Genomic DNA, 13,311 nt, shown 5'->3' with positions numbered 1-13,311 from the left:
CTGGCAGATGGCCTGCGTGCTCGTCCACTGTCAGACTCCGGCCGCTCGGACCCTCGGCAACAGGGGCTGACCGGCCCCCTTGACGGGCCGACCGGTTCCTGCCGGCTCACGGCAGCGGCTCGCCCAGCTCGCCCTCCACCGCCCCCGCCATCGCCCGCAGCACGTCGAGCGTCCGCCGGGCCTCCGTCTCGTCGACGAGGGTGATCGCGAAGCCGACATGGACGATGACGTACGACCCGACCTCCGCCTCGGGTGTGCAGCTCAGGCACACCTCGCGCCGTATCCCGCCGAAATCGACCGTCGCCATGCGCAGCCCGGCGTCGTCGTGGACCTCCACCACCCGGCCCGGAATGCCCAGACACATGCGCGCTCACCTCTCCCCGGCCAGCCGCGCGGCCGCGACCGCCGCCTGGCCGTAGCTGATGCCGCCGTCCCCGACCGGGACCTGACCGCCGACCAGCACCCGCAGCCCCTGCGCGCGCAGCCGGCGTGTGACCTCGGTGAGCAGCCGCCGGTTGACGAAGCAGCCGCCACCCAGGCAGACCGTGCGGGGCGCGCCCTCGGCCACGGCCCGGGCCACGAGCTCCCCGGTGACGGCCGCGAGCGTCGAGTGGAAGGCGGCGGCCAGCATCCCCACCGGTTCCCCGTCCAGACGTCTGCGCAGCAGGTCGGCCAGGGTCGGCGCGGGGTCGTACACCCACAGGCCCCGCTCCCGTACGACGCGATGGGCCAGCGGCACGGCACGCACGCCGCCCGCCGCGGCTTCCAGCAGGACGGCGGCCTCGCCCTCGTAACTCACCCGGTCGCACAGCCCCAGCAGCGAGGCCACCGTGTCGAAGAGCCGGCCCGCGCTCGATGCCCGCGGGCAGTTGACGTCCCGCGCGACCATCGCGCTCACGGCGGCGACCTCGACCGGGTCGAGCCGGTCGGTGAAGGGCCGGGTGAGCCACGGGTACGGGTGCGGGAAGCCCAGGGTCTCGCCGCCGAGCAGATGGCCGAGCGCGGTGCGGGAGGGGTGGCGCACCGCCGCGTCGCCGCCGGGCAGGGGCGCGGTCGCGAACCTGCCCACGCGGCGGTAGCCGCTCAGATCGGCGACGAGGATCTCGCCGCCCCACAGGGTGCCGTCGTCACCGAGCCCCAGGCCGTCGTAGGCGACGCCGAGAAACGGCCCCCGCACCCCGTGCTCGGCCGCGGCCGCCGCCACGTGCGCGTGATGGTGCTGTACCGGCATGCGGCGCAGCGACTGCGCCTCGGCCCACTGCGTGGACAGGTAGCCGGGATGCGGATCGTGGGCCAGGACGCGCGGCTCGATGCCGGTGAGTCGCTTGAGATGCTCGTACGACGCCACGAACGCGTCGTACGTCGCCAGGTCGGCCAGATCCCCGGTGTGCGGCCCGAGATGGGCGCGGCCGTCGGCGGCCAGGGTGACCGTGTGCTTCAGCTGGGCGCCCACGCCCGCGACCGGCTCCCGCACGGCGAGCCGCAGCGGAGCGGGGGCCAGCCCGCGCGCCCGGCGGACGGTGATCCGGGTCCGGCCGGTGAACTGCACCACGGAGTCGTCGTAGCGGGAGCGGATCGGCCGGTCGTGGGTGAGGAAGCCGTCCGCGACCGAGGCCAGCGTGCGGGCCGCCTCCGTGTCGTCGACGGCGATCGGCTCGTCGGTGAGATTGCCGCTGGTGACGACCAGCGGCCGGGTGAGTTCGTCGAGGAGAAGGTGGTGAAGTCCGGTCGTCGGCAGGAAGAGGCCGACCTGGTGCAGCCCTGGATGCACCTCGTCGGCGAGCGGTGGGACGGCCTCGCGCCGACGGCGCCGGGCGAGCAGCACGACGGGCCGCTCGGGTGAGGTGAGGGCCGCACGCTCACTGGCGCCGCATCGGGCCAGCGGGGCCACCGCCTCGATGCCGCCGACCATCACGGCGAATGGTTTCGCCGGACGGCGTTTGCGTCGCCGCAGCTCCGCCACCGCCGCCGGGTCGCCCGCGTCGCACGCCAGTTGATAGCCGCCGAGCCCTTTGATCGCGACGATCCCGCCCTCGTCGATCGTCTTCACGGCCGCCCGCAGCGCCTGCTCGCCGCGCAGCTCTCCCCAGGCCAGCCGGGGGCCGCAGGCGGGGCAGGCGACGGGCTCGGCGTGGAAGCGCCGGTCGCCGGGGTCGGCGTACTCGGCGGCGCACGCCGGGCACATCGGGAAGCGGCGCATGGTCGTGCGGACCCGGTCGTAGGGCAGGTCCTCGATGATCGTGGCGCGCGGGCCGCAGTCCGTGCAGTTGATGAACGGGTAGCGGTGGCGTCGGTCGTGCGGGTCGCGCAGTTCGGCCAGGCAGGCGGCGCAGATCGCCGCGTCCGGCGGGATCTCGCGCGGGGTGGTGTCGGTGGGGCGCGGCGCGCTGTGCCGTACCCGGAAACCCTTCCGGTACGACATCCTGCCGGTTCCGTCGGTCAGCCGGACGCGCCGCACCCGGGCGAGGGCCGGGGCGTCGGTGCGCAGCCGCGCCGCGAACTCCTCGACGGCATGCGGCGGTCCGGCGACCTCGCCCTCCACATGACCGTTGACGTTGGCCACCCAGCCGTCGAGGCCCAGTTCCGCCGCGGTGCGGTAGACGAAGGGGCGGAAGCCGACGCCCTGCACGATCCCCTCCACCCGGAAGCGGCGCACGGTCATGCCGGCCCCCTCGCCGCCGCGCTCCGTGCGATCTCGCCCTCGACGGCCTCGACGAGGGGGGCGACGGCGTCCGCCACGGCAGGGGAGAGGCCGGTGCCCAGCGTGCTGTCGGCGCCTTCCACGGCGTAGGCGACCAGATGCTGCGGCAACAGGCCGAGGACGCGGGCCAGTTCGACGGCCTCGCCGAGGCCCAGGCCGTGCGAGCTGGTCGTGGGCGGCCGGTCGAGGAGCCCGGCGTCGAGTTCCAGGCGGTGGACGCGGCCCGGGGTGCCGGGGTGGGCGTGGGCGGCGTCGACGACGACGGCGAGCCGGGCACCCTCCCACAGGCCGATCAGCCGGCCGGGGTCGCCGTCGCAGGTGGCGAGGTGGGCCTCCGGCGGCAAGGACCGCTCGGACAGCCGGGCCAGCACGGCCCAGCCCACGCCGTCGTCGCGCCGGAACTCGTTCCCGACGCCGATGACGGCGATGCGACCAGGCCTCTGCATGTCTCTCACGGTGCGATGCGGCCGCTGTGCCCCACAGGGGCCGAAGGGCCCCGGCGCGAGGGCCGACCGGGTCTCGGGCGGGTGGGACGGCGACCGGGACTCACGCGGGCACGACGGTGAACGGGGCTCACTCGGGTGCGACGGCGACCGCGGCTCACGCGGGCACCACGGCCACCGGGCAGCGCGCGTGTTCCAACAGGGCGAGCGCCGTTTCGCCCGAGCGGCGTCCGGTGACCACCAGGCCCGAGTTGCGGGCCGTGTGGGCGAGCGCCTCGGCCGGCGTGAACAGCACCACGTCCTCCAGGACGTCGACGTGCGGGTACTTACCGCGCCACGGCCGCAGCGCGTCCGCCAGCGTCTGCACCTCCTGGTCCTCCCAGGTCGCCCGGTCCTCCTCCAGCACCGGGAAGGGCGAGCGCGCCGCCTGCGCCGGAAACCTCCAGGCGTGGACGGCGTGCAGCCGTACACCCCGCAGCCGGGCGGCCTCGAAGGCCAGGTCCACCGCGGGGCCCACCGGGTCGCGGGCGTCGATCCCCAGGGTCACCCCGTCGGCCCGGCCCGGCGGCTCCTCGCCGGCGAGGGTGCCGGGCACCAGGACGACTGGCCCGGGGCAGGACACGGTCAGCACCGCAGCCGTCGTCCCGACGGTGACTCCGGCGTGACCGCCTTCGCCGCGCAGGCCGACCACCAGCAACTCGGCCTCCTCCGCGAGGGCGCGCAACACGTCCGCGGGCTTTCCGGGGAGGGTGCTGCCGTGGCCCTCCAGCTCCGGGTGTCGCCGGAGGAGTTCGGCGAACACCCGGTCCGCCACCATGTCCGGGCGGTGCGGCCACTCGTCCGACGCCGTCACGTGGACCACGTGCAGTGGCATGCCCCGCAGCAGCGCCTCACGCGCCGCCCAGTCGGCCGCCGTCCTGCTGCGGGCGGACCGGTCGACGCCGGTGATGATCATTCGGCCCATCGTCTGCCGCCTTTCGGAGCCGTGGTCTCCACCCTCGCCGCGGGCCCACCTCCCGCACACGGGGCCGAACGGACCCGGAACAGGCCCCTCGGGCCCATACCTGCCGGTAGCGCGCGGGACGACGCTGGAGTGGAGCAGTGGACGACCACAGGGAGGTGCGCGCCATGCTTCTGCCCGTCATCGCCGCAGTCGACGGATCCGCCGAGAGCCTCGCCGCAGCCGAATGGGCCGCCCGGGAGGCGGCTCGGCGCAGTCGGCCGCTGAAACTGCTGCATGCCTGGAGCTGGCATCCCCGTCAGAACGGCGAACTCGCCACGGCCGCCCAACGGCACCTGGCCCGCCGCTGCCTGCGCCAGGCCGAGGAACGCATCCAGCGCACCTGCCCCGGCATCCGCCTCGAAGAGGAACAGGTCGAGGGGCCGGCGACCGCCGCCCTGCTGCGCGCGGCCGACCAGGCCGATCTGCTCGTGCTGGGCTCGCGCGGTCTGAGCGGTTTCACGGGCTTCGTGGTCGGATCCGTCGCCCTCGGCGTGGTGGCCAGGGCCGCCCGGCCCGTCGTGCTCGTCCGCGCGGAGGAGACCGCGCCGGACGAGCACGTTCCGGACATCGACGGCCATGACTCCACCCGCACCCCCTACCGGGACGTCGTCCTCGCCCTCGACCTCGGCGACCCCTGCGACGAGGTGATCGAGTTCGCCTTCGAGGCCGCCCGGCTGCGCCACGCCCGGCTGCGCGTCGTGCACGCCTGGCAGCAGCCCTCCGCGTTCGCGCTCGGCCCCGGGGACATCGGCCTGGTGCAGGAGCCGCAGCGCGCGGACGAATGGCTCGGCTTCATGACCGCCGTCCTGCAGGTGTGGCGCGACAAGTACCCCGAGGTCGAGGTCGTCGAGACCGTCACCGAGGGCCGCGCCCAGTCCGTGCTGGTCCGCGCCGCGTCCGGGGCGAGCCTGCTCGTCGTGGGCCGCCGCGACACCGACCGCCCGGCGGGCCCGCGCACCGGGCCCGTCGCCCACGCCGCCATCCACCACGTCGGCTGCCCCGTGGCCGTCGTACCCCACGCCTGAGAGGCCACGATGAACGCGCCGGTCAAGTACGTCTACGCATTCGCCGAGGGCAGCCGTGACCTGGCCGGCCTGCTCGGCGGCAAGGGAGCCGGGCTCGCCGAGATGACCCGGCTCGGGCTGCCCGTCCCGCCCGGGTTCACCGTGACCACCGAGGCCTGCAAGGTCTACCTGGCCACCGGCGAGGAGCCGCCCGAGCTCGCCGTCGAGGCCGCCACCGCCCTCGCCGCCCTGGAGCGCGCGATGGGCCGGACCCTCGGCGCCCCCGACGACCCCCTGCTGGTGTCCGTGCGCTCGGGCGCCCGCTTCTCCATGCCCGGCATGATGGAGACCATCCTCGACATCGGCCTCAACGACCGGTCCGTCACCGGGCTCGCCAAGGCGTCGGGGCAGGAGCGGTTCGCCTGGGACTCCTACCGCAGGCTCATCCAGATGTTCGGCCACACCGTGATGGGCGTGGACGGCGACCTGTTCGAGCAGGCCATCGCCGCCCACAAGGCCCGGCGCGGCACCACGGACGACCACGGCCTCGACACCGGCGAACTCGTCGAACTCACCGAGGAGTTCAAGGGCCTCATCCGCCGCGAGACCGGCGAGGACTTCCCGCAGGACCCCGCCGACCAGCTCGCCCGCGCCATCCGCGCGGTCTTCGACTCCTGGAACGGCGAACGCGCCCGCGTCTACCGCCGCCGCGAACACATCGCGGAGGATCTCGGCACCGCCGTCAACGTCCAGGCGATGGTCTTCGGCAACCTCGGCCCCGACTCCGGCACCGGCGTCACCTTCACCCGCGACCCGGCCACCGGCCGCCGCGGCATGTACGGCGACTACCTGCCCGACGCCCAGGGCGAGGACGTCGTCGCGGGCGTCCGCGACGCCCTGCCGCTCAGCGCGCTGAAGTCGATCGACCCGCGCGCCTACGTCGAACTCCGCGACCACCTGGGCACGTTGGAGGACCACTACCGCGACCTGTGCGACGTGGAGTTCACCATCGAACGCGGAAAGCTGTGGATCCTGCAGACCCGCGTCGGCAAGCGCACCGCCGAGGCCGCCTTCCGTATCGCCCACGACCTGCGGGTGGACGGCACCATCAGCTCCGACGAGGCCCTGATGCGGGTCGACGGCACCGAACTGACCCGGCTGATGTTCCCCCGCTTCGCCACCACCTCGACCGACGTACCCATCGCCCACGGCGTGCCCGCCTCACCGGGTGCGGCGGTCGGCGCCGCGGTCTTCGACTCCGCCGAGGCCGTACGACGGGCCGCCGCCGGCGAGAGGACGGTCCTGGTCCGCCGCGAGACCACCCCTGACGACCTGCCCGGCATGATCGCCGCCGAGGCGGTCCTGACCAGCCGGGGCGGCAAGACCAGCCACGCGGCCGTCGTGGCCCGCGGCATGGGCAAGGTCTGTGTGTGCGGCGCGGACGGACTGGCCGTCGACCCGGTGGCCCGCCGGTTCACGACCGCCGAGGGTGTCGTCGTACACGAGGGAGACACCGTCTCCGTCGACGGCACCGCGGGCACCGTCCACCAGGGCGCGCTGCCGCTCGCCGCGTCCGAGGTCGGCAGCGCTCTGGAGAACGGCACCGGGAGCGGGTCGCTGACACGAGCCGTGCTGGGCGCCCTCGCTCACGCCGACTCCGTGCGCCGCCTCCAGGTCCGGGCCAACGCCGACACTCCGCGGGACGCCGCCCGCGCCCGCGCTCTCGGCGCCCAGGGCATCGGCCTGTGCCGTACCGAGCACATGTTCCTCGGCGAACGCCGCAGTCTGGTCGAGGCGATGATCCTGGCCCGCGACGACGCGGCGAGGGAGCAGGCGCTCGCCGCTCTCCTGCCGCTCCAGCGCGCCGACTTCACCGGCATCCTCGCGGCGATGGACGGCCTGCCCGTGACCATCCGGCTGCTCGACCCGCCGCTGCACGAGTTTCTGCCCGACCGCACCGAACTCGCTGTCCGCCTCGCCTCCCGCGCGCACCCGGACCCGCACGACCGGGCCCTGCTGCACGCCGTCGAGCGCATGCACGAGCAGAACCCCATGCTGGGTCTGCGGGGTGTCCGCCTCGGGCTCGCCGTGCCGGGTCTGATGGCGATGCAGGTGCGGGCCGTGGCGGAGGCCGTGATCCGGCGGCTGCGCGACGGCGGTGATCCACGTGCCGAGATCATGATCCCGCTCGTCGCCACGGTCGAGGAACTCCGCCTGGCCAGGACGGAGACGGAGCGTGTCCTCGCCGAGGTCGCGGCCCAGACCGGCACCCCGCTCGATCTGCCCATCGGCACGATGATCGAACTCCCGCGCGCCGCCCTCACCGCCGGACGCATCGCCGAGGCCGCCGACTTCTTCTCCTTCGGCACCAACGACCTCACCCAGACGACCTGGGGCCTGTCCCGCGACGATGCCGAGGCCTCGTTCTTCCCGCTCTACCTGAACAAGGGCGTGTTCACGACCTCGCCGTTCGAGACGATCGACCAGGAAGGCGTCGGCCGCCTGGTGGAGCTGGCCGCGCAGGCCGGCCGCGCCGTCAACCCCCGTCTGGAGACGGGCGTGTGCGGCGAGCACGGCGGCGACCCGGACTCGATCCACTTCTTCCACCGGGCCGGTCTGGACTACGTCTCCTGCTCGCCGTTCCGCATCCCCGCGGCCCGGCTGGAGGCGGGCCGGGCGGCCGTGGCGGACCGCACCGGGAACAGCGACAGCAGGTGACGTCTCTCCCCGGTGAGCCTCACGGCGTACGGAACCCGCGGAACGTCACCGGCTTCCGGCTCTCGAAGCCGAGCCGTTCGTAGAGCGCGAGAGCTCCGGTGTTGCTCTCGGCCACGTGCAGGAAGGGGCGCTCGCCGCGGGCGGTGATGCGGGCGGTGAGCGCACCGATCAGACGCCCGGCGTGGCCGCGCCCGCGTGCCTCGGGCGCGGTGCAGACCGCGCTGATCTCGGTCCAGCCCGGCGGCCGCAGCCGTTCGCCCGCCATGGCCACGAGTCGGCCGCCGTCGCGGATGCCGAGATAGGTGCCGAGTTCATGGGTGCGCGGCCAGAACGGGCCCGGTTCGGTCCGCGTGACGAGGTCGAGCATCTCGGGCACATCGGCCGCGCCCAGCTCCACGACATCGGTCTGCTCGACCGGGCCGCCATGGGGTCCGATCAGCTGCCGGCCTTCCAGGACGAAGACCGGTTCCCAGTCGGACGGCGGGGTGGCGGTGCCGCTGAACAGATCGGCGAACTGGCCGCCCCCGAGCAGCTGGGCCAGATCCGCCCAGTCCGCCGCCCCCGCGTCGGCGGGCACCGCCGAGAAGGTCGCCACCCCTGGCACATAGGTCGCGGCCCGGCCGAGCCGCCGGCCGAGATGAGCGTGGTGACCGCGCAGCGACGAGCCCACCGGGTCGTCGAGTGCGGTGACATCGCTGTACGTCATCGTGCGGGGCCTTTCGTGACATGCCGGGGTGGCCGCAACGGCCCGGGCATCGTACGTCCTGGCCGGTAGGAAACGGCCCAAATGCCGCGCCGCGCAAGCGGGGAGACGGGCCCTGGCTACGCCGCCGCGCGGGCCTCCGCCAGCCAACAGGCCGCCGTGAAACGGACCTCGGGACCCTGCACGAACGGCTCGAACGCGGCACGGACCGTCTCGACGACACGCTGCCGGGTGTCCTCGTCCACGTCGGGCAGGACCAGCCCGAGCGGGCCGAGGTTGGTGAAGTAACCCACCAGCTCGCTCGTCGGCAGCGTGCACGGCAGCTCGACCGGCCGGATGTCGACCTCGCCCCACCCGCTCTTCGTCAGGATGCCGCGGACCGCGTCGGCGTCCGCGAAGGCGAACTGGCCCGGCCCGTCCGGCCGTCGGGGCGGAAGCTGCGGGAGCAGTGGCGCGGCGGCCTGTTCGGCGGTCGTCATGAACGGGTTCTCGGCGGCGCCGCGCCAGGCGACGAACCGCAGCGGTGCCCGGTCCTTGGCCGCGCGCCGCAGCCGGGTGAAGGCGTGGACCGGGTCGTCGAAGAACATCACGCCGAGGCGTGAGACGACGGCGTCGAAGCTCGCGGGCTCGAACGGATGGTCCGCCGCGTCGGCCACCACGAACGACGCCGCCACGCCCGCCCGCGCCGCCCGGTCCCGGGCGGCGGCGATCATCGGCTCGGACAGGTCGACGCCGACGCAGTGCCCTTCCGGGCCGAGCCGCCGGGCGACGGCGACCGTAGTGCTGCCGGTGCCGCAGCCGACGTCTAGCACCCGGTCCCCGGTGCCGCTGGGCAGCCCCTCGACGAGCACCTCCTCCAGGGGCCTGAGCAGCCCGTCCAGCAACTCCTGCTTCTCGACCCAGACATGGCCGGCGCGACCCCAGCGGGCGGCCTGGTCGTCCTCGGGTGACTGCTTGAACTCCATGAGCGTCTCCTGTGCTTGCGTGCCATCGACGGGTTCTTGCCATCGGCGGGCTCGAATGACAGCGTGCTACTTCAAGTCGACTTGAGGTCAAGAAGATGACAGTGCTGGACATCGGCGAGGTGGCGCGACGCGCGGGCGTCCCCGCCTCCACCCTGCGGTACTACGAGGAGAAGGGGCTGATCACCTCCTCCGGCAGGCGTGGTCTGCGCCGGCAGTACGACCCCGGGGTCCTCGAACGCCTCGCGCTGATCGCGCTGGGGCGTACCGCGGGATTCTCGCTCGACGAGATCGGACGCATGTTCGCGCCGGACGGGCGGCCAGACCTCGACCGGGAGAAGCTCGCGGCCAAGGCGGACGAACTGGAGGCGCGGATGCGGGAACTGGCCGTCCTGCGCGACTCCCTGCGACACGCCGCCGCCTGCCCCGCCCCGAGCCACATGGAATGCCCCACCTTCCGCGGCCTCCTGAGGGCCGCGGCGACGGGAGTGGTGGCCGTACCGCCGAAGCGGACCCCGGGGCCGCCCTGATCCGACCGGCATCAGGGACAACGCGTGCGGTGGGGGCCGTCCCAGTTGCGGGCGGCGAGGACGGCGGCCGCCGCGCCGGTGCCCAGGACAGCGCCCGCGATGACGTCACCCGGGTAGTGCACCCCGGTGTGGATGCGGGAGTAGCCCACCGCGCAGGCCAGCAGCCCGAGCGGAAGCGTGGCGACGGGGAGGACCGGGCCCACGGCGGCGGCGAAGGCGACGGCCGACGCGGTGTGACCTGAGGGGAACGACGCCGACTTCGGCATGGGCACATGCCGGCCGGGGAAGGGCGAGTCCTCCGCGCGGTGCGGGCGGCGTCGGCGTACCAGCCGCTTGCCCAGCAGGTTCGCGGTCGTCGAGGCGACACCGATGGCCGCGACACCCAGGACCGCCGCGCGGCGGGGCCGCCCGGGGCACAGAGCGAGCAGACCGGCGACCGCGAACGAGATCTTGGAGTGGTCCGCCGCCGCGGACAGCCTGCGCAGGGCATGGTCCAGGGTCGGCGTGTCGGTGACCGTCACGGCCTCGTACAGCGCCTGGTCGAGGGCGGCGAGATCGCGCAACAGTGCTCGGGAGGCGCGGGGGTCACGCTGCGGGCGGTCAGGCATCGTTGTGCTCCTGCGGTGTGCTGGTGGTGGGGGAGGGACGGTCGAGAGCGAGGCGGACGATGTGCCGCCAGTCGACGGACGGGGCCGTGTAGGGCGCACCGGGCCGATGCCGGGGCACGCGGACCCGCAGCGCGCCGGGCCGTATGGTCACGACCACCGGCGGCGGCAGGGTGAGCGCCTCGCCGTCCACGGCCACCGCGATCTGGTCCGCGTCCGACTCGACGGTCACCTGACGTGCGGTCAGCGAGGTGATGCCGCTGGCCCGTTCCCCCCGGAACGCCAGCTCGGCGGCCTGGGCCGCCCCCTCGATCCGGATGGCGACCACCCCCAGCCGGCCGGTGTCGAGCCGGGCCCGCCGCCCCGCGCCGAGCGGGTCGGCGAGGACGTAGGGGTTGTTGCTCACCAGGAGCGCCTGCGGCACCGGCAGCGGGTCGCCGTCGGCCCGGGCCTGAAGCTTCGTGGCCGCGTCGCCGGCGAGCAGGTCCGGCAGCTGGTCGAGCGCGGTGACGGCCTTGGCGTCGCGGTAGTCGGGGGACTGCACGATCTCGGCGTACGCCCCGAAGGAGACCGTGTTCACGAACGGCAGCCCGGCCACGTCGCCGAGGTCGACGCGCAGCTCCACGCCGTCCGTGAGGGCGTCCAGGCCGGTCGCCGGGTCGGTGCGGTCCAGGCCCAGGTCCATGGCGAAGTGGTTGCGGGTCCCGGCGGACAGGACCATGAACGGCACGTCGTGCGCGGCGGCCACCTGCGCGACGAGGGCCTGGGTGCCGTCGCCGCCGGCCACGCCGAGCAGATCCGCGCCCTCGGCGACGGCCTGCCGTGCGATCGCCGCCGGGTCGGGCCGGGCGTCGAGGTCGAGCAGGATCACCCGGGCGCCGAGCGCCTCGGCCCGCTCCACCAGCGCGTGCCGGCCGACCTTCCCGCCTCCCGACCGCGGATTCATGATCAGCACGGGCCGGACGGGCCGCCGTACGGAACGCGAACGCATGCCGTGCGGTCTGCGGCGCCGACGCAGCGCGCTCCGGGCGCAGGCCAGCGCCGCGGTCCAGGCCCCCAGCGCCGCCACCGCGACCAGCCACAGGCCCGAGACGGCGTACAGGACGAGGACGCCGACCGGCGCGGACACGGCCAGCAGCGCGCCGCACAGACGCGCCGGTCCGCGATGCGCCAGCGCCCACCACAGGCCCGCCCCGGCCAGCCCCAGCCCGCCCAGGCCCGCCAGCAGGATCAGGAACTGGCTCGCACCGGCCGCCACGGCCGCGACGGCACCCGCGAGACACAGCAGGGCGAGCCGGGCCAGCGCCCGCGCCCGTCTGTCGAAGCCGTTCGGCTCCGTTCGGGTCGTCGATGAGGCCGTGTTCATGACGCTCCGGGCGAGTCGCGAGGTCCCAGGGGTGGGGTGGTCGCTGCCATTGTCCCCGCAAAGATCGCCCGACGGCAGTCCTTTGCTCCGCCGGGTGCCGTCGGGGCGGTCCGCACGGCACGATGGGGAGGCGCGGGAGCGCGGACCGGCACCTGGGGCCGCCGGTCCTGGGCCTGCCTTACGGGGGAGTGGCGGGGCATGGGCGAAGACGGGCGGGGGAGCGGGGCGAACGGCTCCGGGGGCGACAGTTCTCGGAACGGGGGCGACGACTCCAGGAACGGGGGAGATGGCTCCCTAAGCGGGGGCGACGACCCCAGGAACGGAGACGACGGCTCCAGGCGCGCGCACGGCGGGTCTCAGAACGGCGGCGACAGCGCCCGGCGCAGCGGCGACGCCTCCCGGAGCGCGGCCGACGGCTGGCGGACCAGTTTGACGGCGCTGGGGATGGCGTCCGTACTGGCGTTCGTCACGGTGTTCTTCGGCTGGCTGCCCAACCCGTTCGCGCCCGGTGAGGACGCCCCGGCGAGCGGCGCCGCGCGGTCGACCCCCACGAGCCCGGCGGCGCCGTCGAAGTCGGCCCGGGTCGAGGTCATCGCCCGGGAGTTCCCGGCGCCGCAGAAGATTCCGGCGAAGTTCCGTGCCGGCACGCGCTCGCTCGCCGGCACCGTCCTCGCGACGAGACTCACCCTCACCCTCCGCAACCCGGGCGAACTGAAGGCGGCGATCGGCGAGTTCCGGTTCACCCTGCGCGACGTGCGGAACCTGGACCCCCCGGGTGCGGCACCGCCCTGCCTGCCCAGGACGGGCGGCATCACGGAGATCACCGCCGACTACGACATAGATCTCTCTTCGACGGGGGATCGGGACCTCCCGGCGACCGTGGCCGTCGACGCGGACTACGACCTCGCGGCGGGAGAGGTGGAACGCGTCCTGTTCACGATGGGTGACGCCCCTGACGTGCGCCCACGCCTGTACCTCATGGACATCGCACTGCTGGAGGGGCCTGACAGGACGCCCGTCCCGGCAGGTTCGGTCGCCTTCCTCGGTCCTCTCGGCTACCACCCTCCGGCCGGGGTCGGCGCCGAACTGGAGACCGCGGACGACTACCTGCGCCGGCTGCGCACCCTCTCGGACCGCGGCGTCTGCGACGACGCCCTGATCGCGGACGCGGACCGGATCCTCACGGCCGCCGACGACCTCAGCCCCGAAGCGGAACGCCTCAGGACCGAGATCGAGGAGCTGCGGCAACGCCCGGAGTCAGCCCCCTGACGGACAA

12 protein-coding genes are annotated in these 13,311 nt (G+C 74.4%); 4 read left to right on the top strand and 8 right to left on the bottom strand.

Going from position 1 to position 13,311, the window contains the following annotated elements; all coding sequences use genetic code 11:
* Positions 1-106 precede the first annotated feature (106 nt).
* The 4 genes from EJC51_RS04385 to EJC51_RS04370 form a co-directional block, all read right to left on the bottom strand.
* A complete protein-coding gene (locus EJC51_RS04385; protein WP_126269780.1) occupies positions 107-364 on the bottom strand; it encodes a HypC/HybG/HupF family hydrogenase formation chaperone in 258 nt (85 codons plus the stop codon).
* A 6-nt stretch (positions 365-370) separates the two neighbouring features.
* Entirely contained in the window at positions 371-2,662 is a 2,292-nt protein-coding gene (gene hypF / locus EJC51_RS04380) for a carbamoyltransferase HypF (protein WP_126269779.1), read from the bottom strand.
* A complete protein-coding gene (locus EJC51_RS04375; protein WP_126269778.1) occupies positions 2,659-3,147 on the bottom strand; it encodes a hydrogenase maturation protease in 489 nt (162 codons plus the stop codon). The genes hypF and EJC51_RS04375 overlap by 4 nt, the downstream gene beginning before the upstream one ends.
* 154 nt (positions 3,148-3,301) lie before the next feature.
* Complete coding sequence (locus EJC51_RS04370) at positions 3,302-4,099, bottom strand: universal stress protein (RefSeq protein ID WP_244362483.1); 798 nt, start codon at positions 4,097-4,099, stop codon at positions 3,302-3,304.
* Between the two features lie 173 nt (positions 4,100-4,272).
* Between EJC51_RS04370 and EJC51_RS04365 the strand changes: the two genes are divergently transcribed.
* The gene (locus EJC51_RS04365) at positions 4,273-5,172 is read left to right on the top strand and encodes a universal stress protein (protein ID WP_126269776.1); all 900 of its coding nucleotides are present in this window, start codon (positions 4,273-4,275) and stop codon (positions 5,170-5,172) included.
* 9 nt (positions 5,173-5,181) lie between these two features.
* On the top strand, positions 5,182-7,869 hold the full coding sequence (gene ppdK, locus EJC51_RS04360; RefSeq protein ID WP_126269775.1) for a pyruvate, phosphate dikinase: 2,688 nt from the start codon (positions 5,182-5,184) through the stop codon (positions 7,867-7,869).
* A gap of 19 nt (positions 7,870-7,888) precedes the next feature.
* On the opposite strand, the gene EJC51_RS04355 is transcribed toward ppdK, so the two are convergent.
* Together EJC51_RS04355 and EJC51_RS04350 are read right to left on the bottom strand one after the other, a co-directional pair.
* Positions 7,889-8,575, bottom strand: a complete 687-nt coding sequence (locus EJC51_RS04355) for a GNAT family N-acetyltransferase (protein ID WP_126269774.1) — start codon at positions 8,573-8,575, stop codon at positions 7,889-7,891.
* Between the two features lie 116 nt (positions 8,576-8,691).
* On the bottom strand, positions 8,692-9,537 hold the full coding sequence (locus EJC51_RS04350; protein ID WP_126269773.1) for a class I SAM-dependent methyltransferase: 846 nt from the start codon (positions 9,535-9,537) through the stop codon (positions 8,692-8,694).
* Between the two features lie 95 nt (positions 9,538-9,632).
* Between EJC51_RS04350 and EJC51_RS04345 the strand changes: the two genes are divergently transcribed.
* Positions 9,633-10,064, top strand: coding sequence for a helix-turn-helix domain-containing protein (locus EJC51_RS04345; RefSeq protein ID WP_126269772.1), 432 nt, complete (start codon positions 9,633-9,635; stop codon positions 10,062-10,064).
* 11 nt (positions 10,065-10,075) lie between these two features.
* Here the strand turns inward: EJC51_RS04345 and EJC51_RS04340 are convergent, their stop codons facing one another.
* The gene (locus EJC51_RS04340; protein WP_126269771.1) at positions 10,076-10,672 is read right to left on the bottom strand and encodes a phosphatase PAP2 family protein; all 597 of its coding nucleotides are present in this window, start codon (positions 10,670-10,672) and stop codon (positions 10,076-10,078) included.
* Complete coding sequence (locus EJC51_RS04335; RefSeq protein WP_126269770.1) at positions 10,665-12,035, bottom strand: diacylglycerol/lipid kinase family protein; 1,371 nt, start codon at positions 12,033-12,035, stop codon at positions 10,665-10,667. Before EJC51_RS04335 ends, EJC51_RS04340 begins: the two co-directional genes overlap by 8 nt.
* A gap of 444 nt (positions 12,036-12,479) precedes the next feature.
* On the opposite strand from EJC51_RS04335, the gene EJC51_RS04330 reads away from it, so the two are divergent.
* A complete protein-coding gene (locus EJC51_RS04330; protein ID WP_126269769.1) occupies positions 12,480-13,304 on the top strand; it encodes a hypothetical protein in 825 nt (274 codons plus the stop codon).
* Positions 13,305-13,311: the final 7 nt, after the last annotated feature.

The sequence above is a fragment of the Streptomyces aquilus genome (assembly GCF_003955715.1).
Lineage (GTDB): Bacteria > Actinomycetota > Actinomycetes > Streptomycetales > Streptomycetaceae > Streptomyces > Streptomyces aquilus.
Note: the sequence above shows the minus strand (reverse complement) of the source record. Positions and strands in the feature narration are given on the sequence as shown.